We start from the raw sequence: 19,682 nt of genomic DNA, 5'->3' as shown, positions 1-19,682 counted from the left end.
GTGCGCGCAGGACTGCGCGCACGAGCAAGCGGCTGCCAAGCCTACAGGGACGTAATTGCGGCGCCCCCGCACTCCGACACCGCCCCACCAATCCACGGAATGCCCGCTGTTGCTGTTGCTGTTACTGTTGCCTCTGCAGGTGCAGGGCTGCAAGCCCTGCCAACAAAAAACCCCGCTTGCGCGGGGTTCTCTGCGTGTTGCGTGCAGCGGGACGCTTACGGGCGACGGGCCAGGGCCTCGACGTCCTTCGCCTTCGGCAGCAGGTCCTGCTTGCTGACGCGCAGGAAACCGATCGTCAGCATCGGCACCGCCACCAGGATCGAGGACAGCACCACGATCACTGCACCGATCATGTGCGTCTCGGCCAGGCCTTCCATCGAGCTGCCACCGTACAGGTACAGGGCCAGCGCGGACAGGAAGAACATCACCGCGGTGATCACCGTACGCGACAGCGTCTGGTTGATCGAGCGGTTCAGCACTTCCATCGAGTCCACGCGCAGGCTGCGGAAGTTCTCGCGGACGCGGTCGAAGACCACGATGATGTCGTTGATCGCAAAGCCCATCACCGAGAGCAGGCCGGCCAGCACGGTCAGGTCGAACTCACGGCCCAGCAGGGACACGTAAGCCACCGTCACGATCAGGTCGAACATCGCCACGATGCTGGCGGTGACCGCGAACTTCCATTCGAAGCGCACCGCGATGTAGATCAGGAAGCCGGCCAGCATGAAGATGGTGGCGTACAGGCCATTCATCGCCAGGTCCTTGCCGATCTGCGGGCCGACGAACTCGTTGCGCAGCACGGTGGCCTGGTTGTCAGCCGTGGACAGTGCCTTCACCACGGCAGCGGCAGTGGCCTTGTCCTCGGCAGCGGCATCACCGGTGCCCGGCGCATGCTCGCCGTGCGGCGCCAGGCGGATGAGCAGATCGGTGTTGCCACCGACGCTCTGCACCTGCGCGCCTTCGAAGCCGTTCTGCTCGAGCTTGGTGCGGACCTGCTCGACGTCCACCGCCTTGTCGAAGCGGGCTTCGATCAGGGTGCCGCCGGTGAAGTCCAGTGCGTAGTTGAAGCCCTTGATGCCGATGATGGCGACCGAGGCCAGGAACACCACGATGGTGACTGCCATGGCGACATGGCGCCAGCGCATGAAGTCGATCTTGGTGTCGTTCGGGAGGATGTGCAGCGGAAACAGTTTCATGTGCGTGTCGTCCCGTCAGATGGCCACGTTCTGGAGCTTCTTGCGGCGGCCGTAGATCAGCGTCGCCAGCGCACGCGACACGGTGATCGCGGTGAACATGGAGGCGAAAATACCGATGATCATGGTCAGCGCGAAGCCCTTCAGCGGACCGGTACCGAATGCAAACAGCGCCACACCGACGATCAGGCCGGTCAGGTTGGCGTCGAGGATGGTGCCCGAAGCACGCTCGTAACCGGTCACGATCGCGGTCTTGCCCGGCACGCCGGCACGCAGCTCTTCTCGGATACGCTCGTTGATCAGCACGTTGGCGTCCACCGACAGGCCGACCGACAACGCCAGGCCGGCGAAGCCCGGCAGGGTCATGGTCGCGCCGAACAGCGACATCACCGCCACCACGATCAGCAGGTTGAACAGCATCGCCGCCGACGTAATCACACCGAACATGCGGTAGTAGATGCTGAAGAACACCAGGGTGAACAGGAATGCGAACACGACCGCGCGCATGCCGTTCTTGACGTTCTCGGCGCCCAGGCTCGGGCCGACCACGCGCTCTTCGACGAAGTCCATCGGCGCAGCCAGCGAACCCGACTTCAGCAGCTTGGCCAGGTCCTCGGCTTCCTTCTTCTGCAGGCCGGTGGTCTGGAAGTTCTTGCCGAACACACCATTGATGTTGGCCACCGAGATCACTTCCTCGTTGACCTTGAAGCCACGCACTTCCTGGCCGTCGACGACGGTCACGGTCGGCACGCGCTCGGTGTAGACCACCGCCATCGGCTTGTTCACGTTGGCGCTGGTGAAGTCGAACATGCGCTGGCCGCCGACATTGTTCAGCGTCACGCTGACGGCCGGAGAGCCACTGTTCGGATCGGTCACCGCCTGCGCGCCGACCATCTGGTCACCGGTGACGATCACGCGCTTGTTCAGCAGCACCGGGCCCAGGCCGTCACGACGCTGGTACACCTTCGCCTCCGGCGGGATGCGGCCGGAATTGATGGCGTCCTGCGCATTGCCCTCGACCACCGCGCGGTACTCCAGGGTGGCGGTGGCGCCGATCATGCGCTTGGCTTCGGCGGTGTCCTGCACACCCGGCAGCTGCACGACCACGCGGTCTGCACCCTGCCGCTGGATGATCGGTTCGGCCACGCCCAACTGGTTCACACGGTTGCGCAGGGTGTTGATGTTCTGCTCGATGGCGCCATTGGCGATCTGGGTGATCTCGGTCTCCGGCACGGTGACCGTGATGCGGTTGCCACTGACGTCATAGCCCAGCGTCGGCTGCGCCTTCACCAGGGCGGCGCGCGCACGCTGCGCGGCGTCGTCGCCGGCGGACGGGCTCAGGTTGGCCACGATGCTGTTGTCGGCACGGCGTTCCACCGACTGGTACGGAATGCGGGCGTCGCGCAGCGTGCTGCGCACGTCTTCGGTGTAGGCGTCCAGACGCTTGTCGAGGGCAGCCTTCTGGTCAACCTGCAGCACGAAGTGCACGCCGCCCTGCAGGTCCAGGCCGAGCACCATCGGGCGGCCACCGAGTTTGGCCAACCAGTCCGGCACGGTCGAGGCCAGGTTCAGGGCCACGGTGTAGTTCTCGCCGACGGTGTCACGCAGGGCGTCGCTGGCGGCGGACTGCGCCTTCAGGTCCGGCAGGCGGACGATCAGGCTTTCCCCTTCCTTCTCGGCGCCGACGGGAGTGATACCGGCCTTCTTCAGGTCGGCCAGCACACGGTCGCGCAGCGCATCATCGATCTGCCCGCCACGGTTGGCGGTGATCTGGACGGCCGGGTCCTTCTGGTAGATGTTGGGCAGCGCATACAGCGCACTGAGCGCCAGTACGATCAGGATGACGACGTACTTCCAGCGTGGAAATTCGAGCATTGCTTGGGTCCCGCGCGGCGCCATCCCCGGCGCCGCGGTTGTGCATCGGAAAGGGGGTGGCTTACTGGGCCGACTTCAGGGTACCGGCCGGCAGCACGTTGCCGACAGCGCCCTTCTGCACACGGATGCGCACGTTGTCAGCCACTTCGATGGTGATGAAGTTGTCGCCGATGTCGGTGACGATGCCGGCGATGCCGCCGTTGGTCAGCACTTCGTCGCCGCGCTTGATCTTCTCCAGCATGGCCTTGTGCTCCTTCTGCCGCTTCATCTGCGGGCGGATCATCAGGAAGTACATGATGGCGATCAGGATGATCGGGAACAGCAGCGTGGTCAGGCCCATGCCCTGCGGTTGGCCGCCGGCGGCCTGGGCGTGGGCGGCGGGAATCAGGAAGGCAAGCAGGTTCATCGTTGGTCCTTTGGTTGGGCGGCGCTCCCGTCCCTTCAGGGGCGGGGGTGTCGACCGCGGATCTGGGTCAGCCTTGAAGTATGCCACGGCCCCGGGCGTTCGTCCTTGGGCCGTTTGGCAGGGGGCGTCCGGGTTACAGGACCGGCGCGACCGCTCCGCGTGCCGCGTAGAAAGACTCACGGAAGGCCAGGAAGGTTCCCGCCTCGATCGCCGCGCGGATGTCGGCCATCAGCTTTTCGTAATAGAACAGGTTGTGCAGCGTGCCCAGCATCGGCGCCAGCATCTCGTTGCAGCGGTCCAGGTGGCGCAGGTAGGAGCGGGTGTAGCCGCCGGTGCAGGCCACGCAGCCGCAGCCCGGCTCGATCGGATCCATGTCCCGCGCGTACTGGGAGTTGCGGATGCGGACGGTACCGAACGAGGTGAAATAGTGGCCGTTGCGGGCGTTGCGGGTGGGCATCACGCAGTCGAACATGTCCACGCCACGTGCGACACCCTCCACCAGGTCCTCCGGCCGTCCCACGCCCATCAGGTAGCGCGGGCGGTCACCCGGCAGCTCCGGGTCCAGGTGGTCCAGCATGGCGTTGCGCTCGTGCTCCGGCTCGCCCACGGCCAGGCCGCCGATGGCATACCCGTCGAAGCCGATCGCCTGCAGGGCCTCGGCCGAGCGGCTGCGCAGGTCGGTGTGAACGCCGCCCTGGACGATGCCGAACAGGGCCGCATCGTTGCCCAGCTCGTCATGCGCGTTGCGGCTGCGCTGGGCCCAGCGCAGGCTCAGCTCCATCGAGCGACGGGCGACGTCCTCGGTGGCCGGGTACGGGGTGCACTCGTCGAAGATCATCACCACGTCCGAATCGAGCACCTTCTGGATCTTCATGCTCTCTTCCGGGCCCAGGAACACGCGGGCACCATCGGTGGGCGAGGCGAAGGTCACGCCCTGCTCGGTGATCTTGCGGCGGTGGGCCAGCGAGAACACCTGGAAACCACCCGAATCGGTCAGGATCGGGCCATCCCAGCGGCAGAAGCCATGCAGGCCGCCGTGGTCGGCGATGATGTCCAGGCCCGGGCGCAGGTACAGGTGGAAGGTGTTGCCGAGGATGATCTCGGCGCCCAGCGCCCGCACCTGGTCCGGCAGGATGCCCTTGACCGAGCCATAGGTCCCCACCGGCATGAAGGCCGGCGTTTCCACCGTGCCACGCGGGAAGGTCAGGCGGCCACGGCGGGCACGGCCGTCGCGGGTCTGGAGCTGGAACTGCAATCGGGACATGGAGCGGTCGTTCAGGCAAATAGTCGCTCATTGTCTCCCAAAACCGGCTCGACCGCGCATTCAGGCCTGAACAGGCTCCATCCGACACTTTACCTGTCGCAATTGGCCTTGGCGGCGGAACGTATTCCTCCTAGGGTGACCAGCCCAACATGCTGGCACTCCACTCATGCCCACCCTGCGCGACCTTCCCCTGGAAACTGAATGGTTTCCGGACGCACAGGAGTCGCTGGAGTTTCCAGGCGATCTGCTTCTTCCGAGCGGCCCAGCGAACTACGTAGGCGCAGTGATGTGTCTACGCCTGACGCTGTACTTCAAGGACGCACATCTGGCCTGCACGAGAGAAAACCTGTGCCTTTGCTTCGACGCGTTCCGCGAGCACGCGGGAGCCGCATTGTCATGGCTCTGGCGCGAGAAACCAACGGATGGACGATCCCGGCAGCGCGTCAAGGACAGCAAAACTCTGCGAGAAATGATCGAGCCCATGTTGGAAGACGACCATCTCAGCTTCTGCTACACCAGCGGTCCCAATGCTGAAGACGCCGGAGCCTGGCAGTTCCGTGTCTACGGCAAGCGCGGCTGGCAATCCCGAATGGGCAACGACATGAGTGTCCTTGAGTTGTCGGTCCCGACTGGCCATTTCTCAGGAAAGGAATGCCAGTTGATTGAACTGGCGATCAAATGTGCACACTGGTTGAGGGCCGCACATGGGCATGCGGGCTACGCATTGAATCTGAGCGCAGTACGCCGAGAGCGCAATGAGCCCATTGAAGCAGTTCTGGCCCAGCGCCTTCCCGGCCTGGATGTGGGGGACACCGCGCTCCTGGCGAACCGGGCGGAACTCAAGCATCTCAAGATCAAGACGGTGAGCTGGTTGACCCTACTGGATGACGCCCGGCTGGCAGCGGCTGGAGGGCTTGATCAGCTCCGCAGCGCTCTCCCCGAGCAGTATTTCAGGCTCCAAGGGTATGGCGGTGGCGTCTTGATCCAGGCTGGAGCGAGACCCCTCGCCTACGCTGATGCAGAAGATCCTCGCGCCCCTGAATATGTACTGCTCGACCATCAACTCCGGGGTCTGCGACCTGCGTCGGTCGGCAATCTCCATTCCAACCCTAAGTCCACAGAACCGAGGCTGATCGGCCGGATCGCCGATCAGTGGATGCGTCGATTTGAAGTCGATCCTTCAGAGATTTCGATTCACGAAGCAAGGCTTGCGCAGCAGCATCCATGCACAATCGAATGAGCCAAGGCGAGCAAATGAACAGAATCCTTGGTGGAAAAATTGAGCAGAAAGCCGATCGAATCGCCCCGGGTACCAGCCCCGTAGCCGGACACGCATGGCGTGGATTCCACCTTCAGGCACAAGCCGTGCGCACCAACGGTGCGCACCCACCACTATCAGGCAGAGGTCAGCCCCCTACCCCGCCTGCGGGAACAGCAGCATCGCGTCGCCGTAGCTGAAGAAGCGGTAGCGCTGCTCGATCGCATGCTGGTAGGCCTCGAACACGCGTTCTTTGCCGGCAAACGCGGAGATCATCATCAGCAGCGTGCTTTCCGGCAGGTGGAAGTTGGTCACCATCGCGTCGACGCTGCGGATGCGGTAGCCCGGGGTGATGAAGATCTGCGTTTCACCGGCGAACGGCAGCAGCTCGCCATCGCGCATCGCGCTTTCCAGCGCGCGTACCACGGTGGTGCCGACGCCGATCACCCGGCCGCCGGCGGCGCGCGTGCGCCGCACCTGCTGCACCAGTTCGGCGCCGACGTTCAGCCACTCGCGGTGCATCACGTGGTCCTTCAGGTCATCGGCGCGCACCGGCTGGAAGGTGCCCGCGCCGACGTGCAGGGTGACATGGCCGAAGTCCACGCCCTTCTCCTTCAGCGCGGCCAGCAGCGGTTCGTCGAAATGCAGGCCGGCGGTCGGTGCCGCCACCGCGCCCACTTCGCGCGCGAACACGGTCTGGTAGCGCTCGCGATCGTCCACGCCCGGCTCACGCTGGATGTACGGCGGCAGCGGCAGGCGGCCGGCGTGCAGCAGCCACTGCTCCAGCGACTCAGGCACGTGGAACTGCAGCACGTAGAACTCGCCGTCGCGACCCAGCACCTCGGCCTCCCCACCGGCATCCAGCGCAATGCGGCTGCCGGCCTTCGGCGACTTGCTGGCGCCGACCTGGGCACGGGCCTGCTGGCCACCGAGCAGGCGCTCGATCAGGATCTCCACGCGGCCGCCGCTGGCCTTCTGCCCGAACAGGCGCGCCGGGATCACGCGGGTGTCGTTGAACACCAGCAGGTCGCCCGGCTGCAGGAGGGACGGCAGGTCGCGCACCTGCAGATCGGTGAAGGGCGCAGGTGCGGCCGGCACCAGCATCAGGCGGCTGGCGGAACGTTCGGCCAAGGGAGCCTGCGCGATCAGTTCAGCCGGCAGGTCGTAGTGGAAATCGGACTTCTTCAAGGCAGTGGGCGGCAACAGGTCGACAATGGCGCGCATTGTACGTCCAGCGTCTGCGAGCCGGCGCGCTTCGCGGCGAACGTCGCGCAAAATGCTGCTATGCAGCAGGTTTCTGCGGGGTTATCGCGCAAAAAAACAAGTGCTAGCATCGAGTTGGAAGTCCGCTGCACGAGCCTGCCCCCAAGCGCGCGTGATGACGCGCGTTTTGCATTTGAAGGCCCGTGCGACCCATCGTTTCAGGAGATCTGCAATGAGCTTCATCGAACGCCTCGCCCCCCTGCGCGCCCAGCCCGGCACCCGCCTCACCTCCGGCCTGGACGACGCCACGCTGACCGCCCTGTCCGCCAACCACCCGCAGCTGATCGCCGCGGTGGACGCCGCCGCCGAGGAATTCGCGCGCGTGCAGGCCGACCTGGGGCCGCTGCTGGCGCAGGACGAACAGGCGCAGATCGACGCGATGCAGGATGGTTTCGTCAACTTCTACGCCGATGACGCGGTGACCCCGTACGTGGCACTGGCTGCGCGCGGCCCGTGGGTGGTCACCCTGAAGGGCGCCGTGCTGTACGACGCTGGCGGCTACGGCATGCTTGGCTTCGGGCACACCCCGGACGCCGTGTTGGAGGCAATGGCCCGCCCGCAGGTGATGGCCAACATCATGACCCCCAGCCTGTCGCAGCAGCGCTTCATCACCGCCCTGCGCGCCGAGATCGGCCATCGCCGTGGCGGCTGCCCATTCGCCCGTTTCATGTGCCTGAATTCCGGCTCCGAGGCGGTCGGCCTGGCCGCGCGCATCGCCGACGTCAACGCCAAGCTGCAGACCGACCCGGGTGCGCGCCACGCTGGCGCTGCGATCAAGCGCGTGGTGGTCAAGGGCAGCTTCCATGGCCGTACCGACCGCCCTGCCCTGTATTCCGATTCCAGCCGCAAGAGCTACATGCAGCACCTGGCCAGCTACCGTGGCGAGGATTCGGTGATCACCGTGGCGCCGTACGATGAGGCCGGCCTGCGCAAGGTGTTCGAGGACGCCGCACGCAACCAGTGGTTCATCGAGGCGGTGTTCCTGGAGCCGGTGATGGGCGAAGGCGACCCGGGCCGCTCGGTGCCGCCGTCGTTCTACGCCGTGGCCCGCGAACTGACCCGTGCGCATGGCAGCCTGCTGCTGCTCGACTCGATCCAGGCCGGCCTGCGCGCGCATGGCGTGCTCTCGGTGGTCGATTACCCGGGCTTCGAAGGCTTGGACCCGCCGGACATGGAAACCTATTCGAAGGCGCTGAACGCCGCGCAGTACCCGCTGTCGGTGCTGGCGGTGACCGAGCATGCCGCGCAGCTGTACCGCAAGGGCATCTACGGCAACACCATGACCAGCAACCCGCGTGCGCTGGACGTGGCCTGCGCCACGCTGGCCCAGCTGACCCCACAGGTGCGCGCCAACATCGCCGAACGTGGCGCCGAAGCCGTACGCAAGCTGGAGCAGCTGAAGAACGAGCTGGGCGGCCTGATCACCAAGGTGCAGGGTACCGGCCTGCTGTTCTCCTGCGAGCTGGCGCCGCAGTTCAAGTGCTACGGCGCCAATTCCACCGAAGAATGGCTGCGCCAGCACGGCATCAACGTGATCCACGGTGGCGAGAACTCGCTGCGCTTCACCCCGCACTTCGGCATGGACAGCGAGGAGCTGGACCTGCTGGTGGGGATGGTCGGCCGTGCCCTGCGTGAAGGCCCGCGCCGCGAACAGGCCGCTGCCGCGTAAGCCTGCTTGGCGTTTGTAGAGTCGAGCCATGCTCGACTCGGCCTTTGCCGCGATCTGAACGAAGAGCAGCCGAGCATGGCTCGGCTCTACAGAAGGGCTCATAATCCAAGGACACCCCGTCCCCGACCGCCCTGCGGTTGGCGACGGGGCGTTTTCGTTTCCGGCCAAGAGACAGGAAGATCCATGAAATCGATCTGTGTGTACTGTGGTTCCAACGCTGGCAGCAAGCCGGCCTACACCGAACGCGCCATTGCCCTGGGCGACCGCATTGCCCGCGACGGCCTGCGCCTGGTGTATGGCGGCGGCAACGTCGGCCTGATGGGAACCGTGGCCAATGCCGTGCTCGCCGCTGGCGGCGAGGTGACCGGCGTGATCCCGCGCCAGCTGGCCGACTGGGAAGTGGCCCACCGCGGCCTGACCGAACTGGAGATCGTCGGTTCGATGCATGAGCGCAAGTCGCGCATGTTCGATCTTGCTGACGGCTTCGTCGCCCTGCCCGGCGGCTTCGGCACCATGGAAGAGATCTTTGAAATGCTGACCTGGCGCCAGCTGGGCATCGGCAACAAGCCGTGCGCCTTCCTCGATGTGGAAGGTTTCTACGCCCCGCTGATCGGCATGATCGATCGCATGGTGGAAGAGCGCTTCCTGCACCCGGACCAGCGCCAGGACCTGTGGTACGGCTCGGACATCGAAGCGATGCTGGAGTGGATGCAGAACTACCAGCCGGCCCAGGCCTCGAAGTGGATCGACGAGAAGCGTCGCGCTGCCCTGCGTTGATGCAGCCGCACGCGGTGGGCTCAGGCCGCCGCGTGCGACCACGGGGCGGGCCGCCCCAACAGGTAGCCCTGGCCGTAGTCGCAACCCAGTTCGCGCAGGGTCTGCCGCTGCGCCTCGGTCTCGATTCCTTCGCCGATGGTTTCGATGCCCAGCGTGCGCGCCAGCGACAGCACGCCCTCGACCAGCGCGCGCGTGCTCTGCACTTCCGGCCCATGCAGGCCAGCGATGAAACTCTGGTCGATCTTCAACGTGCTGATCGGGAAACGGTGCAGGTAGGACAGCGCGGAGAAGCCCGTACCGAAATCGTCCAGCTGCACCTGGATGCCGCGCTCGCGCAGCCCCTGCAGGATGCGCAGGGTGTGCGGGGCATCATCCAGCAGCGCCACCTCGGTTATTTCCAGCCGCAGCCGCTGCGGATCGGCCCCGTATGCGTCCAGCAGGCCGAACAGGCGGCCGCTGAACTCTGCAGAGCGGAAATGCCGCGGTGATACGTTGACCGATACATAGCTGTGCCCGCCTTCGGCGAGGCCAATGATTACCTGTTCATAGATCAGCCAGTCGACCTGCTCGATCAGGCCGCTTTCCTCGCCCAGCTCCAGGAACGCGCCGGGCAGCAGCAGGCCACGGCGCTCATGCTGCCAGCGCAGCAGCGCCTCGTGGCCGACCACTTCACCGTCGGACAAGCGCACGATCGGCTGGTAGAACGGTACGAAATCGCGGTTGTTGATCGCACGGCGCAGGTCGGCTTCCAGGTCCAGGCTGCGCATGGCTTCTTCGCGCATGTCCTCGTCGAAAATCGCACAGCGGTCATGGCCCTGCGCCTTGGCCCGGTACATGGCCGCATCCGCATCGCGCAGCAGCTCTTCTCCGGTGCGGTAGCGCGGATTCCAGAGGGCAATGCCCAGGCTGCCGGACGGAAACAGTTCGCGCCCGGCGATCCACATCGATTCCTGCAACGCCAGCAGCAGCCGCTGGCCGAAATCCAGTGCCTGGGCCAGACCTTGCGGGCATTGCAGCAGCACCGCGAATTCATCACCGCCCAGCCGTGCCACCACGTCGTCGGCGCCGGCCATCGATACGATGCGCTTGGCCACTTCCTCCAGCATGCGGTCGCCGGCGGCATGCCCGATGCTGTCGTTGACCAGCTTGAAGCGATCCAGATCGAGGAACAGTACGGCGAACACCGGGCCACCCTCACGCCTGGCCAGCACCAGCGCATCCTGCAGTCGATCCAGCAGGTGCAGGCGATTGGGCAGGCCGGTCAGCGCATCGTGCATGGCCTGATGGGTGAGCCGCTGCTCGGCCCGCAGCCGCTCGCCGATCTGCCCGAGCAGCTTTTCGTTGACCTCGGCCAGCTCGCGGGTACGTTCTTCCACGCGCTTTTCCAGTTCGGCATGCGCCGAACGCAGCCGCTGCTGGTCGCGTTGACGGGCCAGGCCGGTACCGATGTTCTGCGCGACGAAGGTCAGCAGGCGCTGGTCGTGAACGCTGAACGTGCTGTTTTCGCTGTAGCTCTGCACCACGATCGCGCCGACCACTTCGTCGTCGCGCAGCAGCGGCACGCCCAGCCAGCAGTGCGAACGTGCACCGGATTCACGCACCTCGCCACTGGCCAGCAGCGCATCGATCTGCGCGCGCGAGGCCAGCAGCGGGCGCCGGTTGCGCACCACGTATTCGGTCAGGCCCCGGCTGAAGGGCCGTGGCGCGCGGCTGGCATTGTGCTCGTCCACCGAATACACGAAATCCAGGCCGTTGCCGGCCGGGTTGACCAGGGCGATGTAGAAATTGCGCGCGTCGAGCAGGCGCCCGACCACGCCGTGCACCTGCCCGTAGAACTGAGCCAGGCTGTCGGCCGACATCGCCATTTCGGCGATGTTGTACAGGGCGGTCTGCAGCTGTTCGGCACGACGACGCTCGGCTACCTCGTCCTGCAGGCTGTGGTTGGCCCGCTGCAGTTCCTGGGTGCGCCGCGCCACCTGCTGTTCCAACCGGACCTGCGCCTGGCGCCGATCCATCGCGGTCTGCACGTGCTGGGCGACGAAGCCCAGCAGTGCGCGCTCGGCCTCGCCGTAGCGGGCGGCCTGTTCATAGCTCTGAACCACGATGGCCCCGCAGACGCGGCCGTCGCGCAGCATCGGCACGCCCAGCCAGTCCAGGCTTTCGGGACCGCGCTGCGGGTCATGCTCCTGTTCCATCACCTGCGCCAGCAGTTTGCGCGAAGGGCCACTGAGCGGCTTGCCATGGCGCAGCAGCGCCACGGTCAGGCTGCGCGGCATCTCGCTGGCGTCATGGCTCTGCGTGGGATCGGCGACGAAGTCATCGACCTGATCGGCAAAGTACAGGAACCGGATCTGGTCGCGCACATCGTCGTATTCCACGATGTAGCAGTTCTCGGCATACATCAGCGTGCCGAGCACGCCATGCACGTGGCGCAGCATCTCGGGCATTTCCAGATCGGCACCGGCCAGATCGGCAATCTGGAACAGGGCCTGCTGCAGCCGCTCGGCCTCTTCCAGTGCCTTGATCTGGCCGGCTTGGCGGCCGCGCTGCAGCGCCAGTTCCATCGCCTGCCGGGCAACCCCCCACCATGCAGGTGAAGGCGCCGCCCCGGCTACCGACAACAGCAACCGCGCACCGTCGTATTCCCAGCCATGCTGACCCTCGCCGATTCCCGGCTCCGCGGCCACCTGGCCGGCAACTGCTGGCGACGGCCAGCCGCCCTGGCCACGACCGAGCTGCGGGTCGTCCCAGCCAACGCGAACCACGGCCGTTTCCGGCAAAAGCGCATGCAACGCGCGCACCAGCGCCGTGCTCAGCACGGCCTCGTGTGGTGACTCTTCCGCCGGTTCAGCATGCGTGGACAAATGACAATCTCTTGGCGCCGTCTGTGCGTCGCCTCCCCTGAGCCGCCGAGCATAGCGCGCCACCCGGGGGGCAATGGAAGCCCGTAAACCCCGAATCGTGCACCCGTACGTTTTTCCTGCTGTCCGTAGCCCCATCCGAGCCATGACCCTCGCCCTGCCCGCCCCCGCCACCGGCTATGCGCCATCGCCCGCAGGCCTTACCCTGTACGCCGTGGAAGCCAGCGCACTGCCAACCGATGAAGCCTTGATGCTGGCCTGGGCCGGTGGCGACCTGCGCGCCTTCGAAAGCCTGTATGCGCGCCACCGCAAGCGCCTGTTCGGCTTCCTGCTGCGGCAACTGCGCGACAACGCGCTGGCCGAGGAGATTTTCCAGGACGTCTGGCAGCGGGTGATCAGCGCCCGCGCCGGCTGGCAGCCCGAGGCCGCGTTCAGCACCTGGCTGTTCCGCATCGCCCACAACCGCCTGAATGACCATTGGCGTGCCGCCCGTCATCGCCCCGCCGCGCCGGCCGACGCCGATCTGCGCCTGGCCGCGATCGAGGATGGGCAGACCCCGGAGGGCGAGCTATCCGAATTCGAGCAACGTCGCCGCATCCAGCTGGCGATGGAACAACTGCCGCCGGAGCAGCGCGAAGTGCTGCAGCTGCGGCTGGATCAGGAACTGAGCCTGGAGGAGATCGGCCAGATCACCGGCGTAGGCCGGGAAACCGTGAAATCGCGGCTGCGCTATGCGATGGACAAGCTGCGTGCGGGATTGAACGCATGAACCGAGACGAACCACTGACGCCGGAAGAACGCGAGCTGTCCCGGCTGCTCGGCCGTCGCGCCGAACAGGCACCGCCGGCTGCACTGGACACCGCCATTCTGGCCGCGGCCCGTGCCGCCGTGGATGCTCCGCCTGCCGATGCAGTGGCCTCTCCGGAGGCACCGCGCACGCAGCGCACACGCCCGCGTTGGCCGGCCGTGTTCGGCATCGCCGCCTCGATGGTGTTCGCCATCGGCATCGCCTGGCAGCTGCGTCCGGAACCGCCGCCGATTCCGGCCGGTGAGGCGGCCGTGGCTGCGGCACCGGCTGCGGCAGAAGACAGCGCGGCTGCCGATCAGGCCGCTGGCAACCGCGCAGCCGACAGCGCGGTGGTGGCAGCGGATCCTGCTACTGCGCCCGCAGCACCCGAGGCGGCCCCCGTTGCCGCCGCCCCGGCACCGGCCATCGCGCGGGCGTCCAAGCCCGTTCCGGCCGAACCCGATGAAGCGTCGGCCCAGGCAGCACGATCGATGGCTGCGGATGCGGCCGCCGATGTCTCCTTTGCGGCCCTCCCGCCCGCACCGGCAGCGGCGCCGCCTGCGCCACCTGCGCCACCGGCACCGGCCGCCTACCCGGCACCCACACCGGCACCGGCCCTCGCGCCGGCAGCGTCCGGGGCACTGAAAGCACGCGCGGCCAGCGCACCGGCCGCCAATGCAGCCGAGGTCGAGCGGGCGCAGGCGCTGGATCGGGTGGAGATCACCTCGATGAAGCGTGAGGCTCCCAGCCGTTCCGCACCGGGCATCATGCGCCGCGGCAGCGATGCGCGCCTGAGCGCGGATGCCGTGCAGGCCGAAGTGGACGCCGACGCACGACTGCCGCGCCGGCAGTGGCTGCAGAAAATCCGCACACGACGCGACGACGGCCAGCGCGATCTGGCCCGTGCCAGCCTTGAGCGCTACATGCAGCAGTACCCGGAAGCGCGCCTGCCGCGCGACCTGCGGCCGCTGCTGGACGATTGAAGCGGACGGGAACACCCGGCAACCCCGTAGAATGACGGGAATGCTCGATACCCTCGCCCAGCCGGTCAACCACGCGCTGGAAGTCAAACACAGCCGTTTCATCACCCAGGCCGCGCCCATCGACGGCGCCGCAGCGGCCATGGCGTTCCTGCAGCAGGTCGCGGTGACCGATGCCACCCACAACTGCTGGGCCTACCGGCACGGCCAGGACTATCGTTCCAGCGACGATGGCGAGCCGGCCGGCACGGCTGGACGTCCGATCCTTGCGGCGATCGACGGGCAGGGCTTCGACCGGGTGATGGTGGTGGTGACGCGCTGGTTCGGCGGCATCAAACTCGGCGCCGGTGGCCTGGTACGCGCCTACGGTGGCGCCGCCGCCGAGTGCCTGCGCACCGCCCCGCGCCTGCCGCTGGTGGCGCTGGCCCGGTTGCAGCTGCTGGCTGGCTTTGAGGACCTCGGCACCCTGCACGCCACCCTGCCCGCCTTCAGCGCGGAAAAGCGCGATGAACAGTTCGATGCCAACGGTGTGTGCCTGCGGATCGAACTGCCTGCCGATCAGGTCGACGCATTGAAAATCCGCCTGCGCGACGCCACCCGTGACCGTATCCGCATAGAAGACGACCAGGATGACTGACAAGGACGACGCCCCCGCTTCGACCCCGCCGCTGCGGCGCCTCGGCAGCCTGCGCACGCTGTGGCCATTCGTGCGCCGCCATAGCGGGCTGTTCACCGCCTGGCTGCTGGCCCTGGCGGTGTCTTCGGCCGCCACGCTGAGCCTGCCGCCGGCGGTGAAGCAGATGATCGATCATGGTTTCAGCAGTGGCGGCCAGATCAACCGCGCCTTCGCCCTGCTGATGCTGGTGGCGGTCGTGATGGCGTTGGGCACGGCCGCGCGTTTCTACTTCGTGTCGCTGCTCGGCGAAAAAGTCGTGGCCGACCTGCGCAGCCAGCTGTATGCCCACCTGATCCAGCTGGGCGCCGGCTTCCACGACCGCAGCCGCAGCGGCGAACTGGTCTCGCGCCTGACCGCGGACACCGAACTGCTGCGCAGCGTGGTCGGCTCGACCATGTCCGTAGCATTGCGCAGCACGGTCACTGTCATCGGCAGCCTGGCGATGCTGTTCGTCACCAGCCCGCGGCTGGCCGCATGGTCGCTGCTCGGCATTCCACTGGCGGTGCTGCCGATCATCATCGGTGCGCGCAAGCTGCGCACGGTCGCGCGCAACAGCCAGGACCGCATCGCCGATGCCAACAGCCTGGCCAGCGAGACGCTGGGCGCGGTGCGCACGGTGCAGGCACATGCACGCGAACCATACGAACGCGGTCGCTTCGACAAGGCGCTCGGTGACGCCATCGGCGCCGCCCGCCGCCGCATCGGTGCGCAGTCGCTGGTCACCGCCAGCGCCATCCTGCTGGTGTTCGGCGCCATCGTCGGTGTGCTGTGGCTGGGCGCGCACGACGTCATCGACGGCCGCCTCAGCGCCGGCACGCTGGGTCAGTTCGTGCTGTATGCATTGATCGGCGGCGGTTCGGTGGGCGCGCTGGCCGAAGTATGGAACGAACTGCAGCGCGCGGCCGGCGGCATGGGCCGCATCGGCGAACTGCTGCAGGAAGACATCGAGATCCGCGCGCCGGCCCAGCCGCATGCACTGCCGCAACCGCTGCGTGGCGAGATACGATTCGACGACGTGGTGTTCCACTACCCGCAGCGACCAGACCAGGCCGCACTGGACCACTTCAACCTGCATGTGCGCCCCGGCGAGACCGTAGCGCTGGTGGGTCCGTCAGGGGCGGGCAAGAGCACGGTGCTTTCGATGCTGCTGCGCTTCCATGACCCAGCCAGCGGCCGCATCGACGTGGACGGCATCGACGTGCGCCAGGTCGACCCGGCCGAGCTGCGCGCGCAGCTGGCGCTGGTGCCGCAGCAGCCGACGCTGTTCGCGGCCAGTGCACGCGACAACATCCGCTATGGCCGCCTGCAGGCCAGCGACGCGGAAGTCGAGGATGCCGCGCGTGCCGCCGAGGCCGATGCTTTCCTGCGCGCGTTGCCGCAGGGCTATGACAGCGAGCTGGGTGAGCGCGGTGCCCGTCTTTCCGGTGGCCAGCAGCAGCGTGTGGCGATTGCCCGCGCGCTGCTGAAGGATGCGCCGATCCTGCTGCTGGATGAGGCCACCAGCGCGCTGGATGCACAGAGCGAACACAGCGTGCAGCAGGCATTGGAACGGTTGATGGCGGGTCGCACCACGCTGGTCATCGCCCACCGCTTGGCCACCGTGCTCAAGGCCGACCGCATCGTGGTGATGGACCAGGGCCGCATCGTCGCCGAGGGCACGCATGCACAGCTGCTGGCCGAAGACGGACTGTACGCTGAACTGGCACGCCTGCAGTTCATCGATTGATGACGTCCGGCTAACATCGGCGCGGCCAAGCTGGCCGCGCAACAGCAGCATCCGCTGAAGGAGGTGCACGATGTCGTTCCGTCAGTTCCCCGCCGTCGACAGCAACGGCGAAAGCCACATCATCATCGAGTTCAAGCCCGAAGCGAGTGGCAGCGGGCACCACTCCGAAGCTACGCCACGCTATGAGCTGGATGACGGGCGCCAGCTGGTGCGCAATGGCCGCGAATTCACGACAAGCGGCGGTGAGCTGAGGCTGACGATCTGAGGTTCGCCGGGCATGGCCCGGCGCTACCGGATTTCATTCCGCCCCGCTCTGGTGGGTGCCGACCTTGGTCGACATGCTTTTTGCCAAGGGCGGTCGAGCATGGCTCGACGCTACAAAAAGCATGGTCAATTTTTCACCAGGCATCTTGACAGCCTTGGCTGCCAAGGGCTGCGCGCGGTTATCCACATGTTTGCTCAGAAACCATCCACACCACCTGTGGATGAATGTGCTCAGCCCAGCACCCGTCCGATGCCGCTGGCGTCCACCTCGGCCGCTGCCCGACGGATCGCCGTCGGATCACTGCCGGCCACGAATCCGATACGGAAATGCACCTCGCCCCCGGGCGTGCGTGAGGAATGGATCGAGGCCAGGCTGATGCGGTGCTGCTCGAACACGTTCAACAGTTCACGCAGCGAGCCCGGCCGGTCCTCCGGCAAATGCACCGACAGCGCGTTGCGCTCGGTCAGGTCCGCCAACAGGTAACCCACGCGTTCGAACGTGTAGTTGCCGTCAGCCAGTTCCTGCTCGCCGAAGGCATTGCGATTGGCCAACAACAGCTGCTCACGGAATGCACTGCGTGCAGTGTCGTCGCCCTGCCCGACCTGGGCCTGCAGGGCCTGCAGCTGGCCGACCAAGCGCTCCAGCATCGGCGCCACGTACGGGTTGCCGAACTGGATGTCCTCGTAGATCGCGGGGTTCAGCGACAGGATGCGCGAGATGATCGCCGTATCCAGTTCGAACGATGCCGACCGGTACGGCATCATCGCGGCCAGGTCGCCCAGCTGCGGCTGGTACTGGCGCAGCACGCCGGCCTGGGCCAGGTGGGTGGCATGCACCATCGCCTGCACCAGCGCCATCATCTGGTCGTGATGCTGCGGCGTGGCGCGCACGCACTCAGCCTGCAACGCCGTGCACAGCGTATCAACCCACGGTTGCCAGTGCCGCAGCCGCGCTTCGCAGACCACCATCACCCGGCCCTTCAGGGTCGGCGCCTTGGGCGGCGCGGTCATCGGGTGCAGGCCGACCACTTCGGCTTGAGAGGCCAACATCGCCTGCACCGGCGCTTCTTTTACCGAGGTCACGTCCAGCCACAGCCGGTCCTGCTCGCGGCCGGCCGACTGCTGCACGTACGCGGCAATCAGGGCCGGCGTATGCCGGATCGGTGCCGAGAACACCAGCACGTCAGCCTGCGCCAGCAGCTGTTCCGGCGTATGCGAGTCCGGATCGGCCGGATCGTGGCCGATCACCTGCAGCTGCATGTGCTGCTGGAAGAAGCGGGTCAGCCAGCGCCCGTAGGCGCCGGCACTGCCGATGATGCCGACCGTGCGCGGCGTGCGTGGGTCCAGGCCGCTCATGCCACGCGTTCGGCGCGGAAGCGCGTTCCTTCGGCCAGCGCCGCCGGCGCTGCAGCAATCACGTCGAACTCTTCGAAGCCGTTGTCGAGGGTCGCCTCCAGCGCCGCATGGGTGCCGGCAATCGCGCGCGAGATCGCTTGCTGCATCGATTCGCCGCGCAGCAGGAACGACACCACCAGCGACATCAGCACATCACCGGTGCCTGCCACGTCCACTGGCAGCAACGGCGAGGTCCAGCGCCAGGTTTCCTCGCGGCCAACGGCCAGGGTTACCAGTTCACCCGGGGTGCCGCCCACGCTGTGCGCGATCACCCAATGCGGGCCGCGATCCAGCAGCGTGCGCGCGGCGGCGATGGCATCGGCCTCGGCCAGCGCTGGCATGCCGGTCAGGCGATTGAGTTCAAAGGCGTTCGGGGTCACCAGCCAGGCATGGGGCAGCAGGCGCTCGGCGAAGATCGCTTCCAGGCCCGGTTCCACGTACGGGCCGGTGTGGGTGTCACCGATCACCGGGTCCAGGCAATAACGCAGTTGCGGGCAGCCCGGCAGGATCGCGTCCAGCCAGTCGGCGAAGGCGGCACCGTTGGCGGTGCTGCCGAAGTAGCCGGACACCAGCATCTTCGCGCGTTGCGGCAGGCCGCGCTCGTGGCTGCCGAGCAGCAGGTCGGCGAACCAGTCGGCCGGCAGCACGCGGCCACGCGTGGTGTCGTAGAACGGCGCGTTGCTGAGCAGCACCGTCGGAATGCTTGCCACACGCACGCCCAGCGCGCGCATCGGCGGGATTGCCGCGCTGTTGCCGGCATGACCGTAGACGAGTTGCGACTGGACCGAGATGACATCGATCGGCGACGGACCGTCGGGCCGCTGGCGGCGGCCGTGGACCAGGTGGTTATCAAGGGATTCGCTCATGGCCGCATTCTACGCCCAAGGGGGTTTTCGGCAGGGCTTGCAGCCCTGCACCTGCCGAAGCTGCAAGCAACGGCAACGGCAACGGCAACGGCAAAAGCGAGCTATCCGTGGGGTGGCGGGGCGGTGTCGGAGTGCGGGGACGCCGCAAGTACGTCCGTGTAGGCTTGGCAGCCGCATCCATGCGGCTGACACCCCGCACTCCGACACCGCCCCGCCTTCGACAGGTTCACGCGGCTGTTGGTAACTGCGGCTGTTGGTGGGTGTCGACCTTGGTCGACACATCTGTCAGATATCGAATGAATTCATCCACGCATGGCATGGATCTACCGTGTCGACCAAGGTCGACACCTACCAGTGCCGGACGCTGTTCCAACAGATCGCGGAAAACCGTCGAAGGCGGGGTGGGTCCGGTGGCGGCTGTC

Annotated in this window: 16 protein-coding genes; 8 read left to right on the top strand and 8 right to left on the bottom strand. The window is 66.7% G+C overall.

Features of this window, described 5'->3' with window-relative positions:
• Positions 1-215: 215 nt before the first annotated feature.
• The 4 genes from secF to tgt form a co-directional block, all read right to left on the bottom strand.
• The gene (gene secF / locus O0J15_RS16980) at positions 216-1,196 is read right to left on the bottom strand and encodes a protein translocase subunit SecF (protein WP_021202635.1); all 981 of its coding nucleotides are present in this window, start codon (positions 1,194-1,196) and stop codon (positions 216-218) included.
• Positions 1,197-1,211: 15 nt separating this feature from the next.
• Positions 1,212-3,068 carry a protein translocase subunit SecD gene (secD, locus tag O0J15_RS16975; protein WP_019661260.1) on the bottom strand — a complete coding sequence of 619 codons (1,857 nt, stop codon included), beginning with the start codon at positions 3,066-3,068 and terminating at the stop codon, positions 1,212-1,214.
• A gap of 61 nt (positions 3,069-3,129) precedes the next feature.
• A complete protein-coding gene (gene yajC, locus O0J15_RS16970; RefSeq protein WP_006434333.1) occupies positions 3,130-3,474 on the bottom strand; it encodes a preprotein translocase subunit YajC in 345 nt (114 codons plus the stop codon).
• Between the two features lie 133 nt (positions 3,475-3,607).
• Positions 3,608-4,738, bottom strand: coding sequence for a tRNA guanosine(34) transglycosylase Tgt (gene tgt, locus O0J15_RS16965; RefSeq protein ID WP_164145462.1), 1,131 nt, complete (start codon positions 4,736-4,738; stop codon positions 3,608-3,610).
• A gap of 166 nt (positions 4,739-4,904) precedes the next feature.
• Here tgt and O0J15_RS16960 point away from each other — a divergent pair, with 166 nt between their 5' ends.
• Positions 4,905-5,978: a type VI immunity family protein gene (locus O0J15_RS16960; protein ID WP_227843906.1), complete on the top strand. Its 1,074-nt coding sequence runs from the start codon at positions 4,905-4,907 to the stop codon at positions 5,976-5,978.
• 174 nt (positions 5,979-6,152) lie between these two features.
• On the opposite strand, the gene queA is transcribed toward O0J15_RS16960, so the two are convergent.
• Positions 6,153-7,220 carry a tRNA preQ1(34) S-adenosylmethionine ribosyltransferase-isomerase QueA gene (gene queA, locus O0J15_RS16955; RefSeq protein ID WP_227843907.1) on the bottom strand — a complete coding sequence of 356 codons (1,068 nt, stop codon included), beginning with the start codon at positions 7,218-7,220 and terminating at the stop codon, positions 6,153-6,155.
• A gap of 211 nt (positions 7,221-7,431) precedes the next feature.
• On the opposite strand from queA, the gene O0J15_RS16950 reads away from it, so the two are divergent.
• On the top strand, positions 7,432-8,928 hold the full coding sequence (locus O0J15_RS16950) for an aminotransferase class III-fold pyridoxal phosphate-dependent enzyme (RefSeq protein ID WP_019661257.1): 1,497 nt from the start codon (positions 7,432-7,434) through the stop codon (positions 8,926-8,928).
• 183 nt (positions 8,929-9,111) lie between these two features.
• Positions 9,112-9,705: a TIGR00730 family Rossman fold protein gene (locus O0J15_RS16945; RefSeq protein ID WP_019661256.1), complete on the top strand. Its 594-nt coding sequence runs from the start codon at positions 9,112-9,114 to the stop codon at positions 9,703-9,705.
• Positions 9,706-9,725: 20 nt separating this feature from the next.
• On the opposite strand, the gene O0J15_RS16940 is transcribed toward O0J15_RS16945, so the two are convergent.
• The gene (locus O0J15_RS16940) at positions 9,726-12,569 is read right to left on the bottom strand and encodes an EAL domain-containing protein (protein WP_019661255.1); all 2,844 of its coding nucleotides are present in this window, start codon (positions 12,567-12,569) and stop codon (positions 9,726-9,728) included.
• A gap of 247 nt (positions 12,570-12,816) precedes the next feature.
• On the opposite strand from O0J15_RS16940, the gene O0J15_RS16935 reads away from it, so the two are divergent.
• The 5 genes from O0J15_RS16935 (at position 12,817) to O0J15_RS16915 (ending at position 17,000) form a co-directional block, all read left to right on the top strand.
• Positions 12,817-13,335 (top strand): RNA polymerase sigma factor, encoded by a 519-nt coding sequence (locus tag O0J15_RS16935; protein WP_229301621.1) that lies wholly within the window; start codon positions 12,817-12,819, stop codon positions 13,333-13,335.
• Complete coding sequence (locus O0J15_RS16930; protein WP_180832330.1) at positions 13,332-14,336, top strand: hypothetical protein; 1,005 nt, start codon at positions 13,332-13,334, stop codon at positions 14,334-14,336. Before O0J15_RS16935 ends, O0J15_RS16930 begins: the two co-directional genes overlap by 4 nt.
• 40 nt (positions 14,337-14,376) lie before the next feature.
• Positions 14,377-14,970: a YigZ family protein gene (locus O0J15_RS16925; protein ID WP_308305990.1), complete on the top strand. Its 594-nt coding sequence runs from the start codon at positions 14,377-14,379 to the stop codon at positions 14,968-14,970.
• Positions 14,963-16,735 carry an ABC transporter transmembrane domain-containing protein gene (locus tag O0J15_RS16920; RefSeq protein ID WP_019661252.1) on the top strand — a complete coding sequence of 591 codons (1,773 nt, stop codon included), beginning with the start codon at positions 14,963-14,965 and terminating at the stop codon, positions 16,733-16,735. The genes O0J15_RS16925 and O0J15_RS16920 overlap by 8 nt, the downstream gene beginning before the upstream one ends.
• 70 nt (positions 16,736-16,805) lie before the next feature.
• The gene (locus O0J15_RS16915) at positions 16,806-17,000 is read left to right on the top strand and encodes a hypothetical protein (protein ID WP_019661251.1); all 195 of its coding nucleotides are present in this window, start codon (positions 16,806-16,808) and stop codon (positions 16,998-17,000) included.
• A 230-nt stretch (positions 17,001-17,230) separates the two neighbouring features.
• On the opposite strand, the gene O0J15_RS16910 is transcribed toward O0J15_RS16915, so the two are convergent.
• Together O0J15_RS16910 and pdxY are read right to left on the bottom strand one after the other, a co-directional pair.
• Positions 17,231-18,355 (bottom strand): prephenate dehydrogenase, encoded by a 1,125-nt coding sequence (locus O0J15_RS16910; protein ID WP_111104002.1) that lies wholly within the window; start codon positions 18,353-18,355, stop codon positions 17,231-17,233.
• Positions 18,352-19,260, bottom strand: a complete 909-nt coding sequence (gene pdxY, locus O0J15_RS16905; RefSeq protein ID WP_019661249.1) for a pyridoxal kinase — start codon at positions 19,258-19,260, stop codon at positions 18,352-18,354. Before pdxY ends, O0J15_RS16910 begins: the two co-directional genes overlap by 4 nt.
• Between the last annotated feature and the right edge of the window lie 422 nt (positions 19,261-19,682).

Source organism: Stenotrophomonas sp. Sm10 (genome assembly GCF_030985515.1).
GTDB classification, from domain to species: Bacteria; Pseudomonadota; Gammaproteobacteria; order Xanthomonadales; family Xanthomonadaceae; genus Stenotrophomonas; species Stenotrophomonas hibiscicola.
Note: the sequence above shows the minus strand (reverse complement) of the source record. Positions and strands in the feature narration are given on the sequence as shown.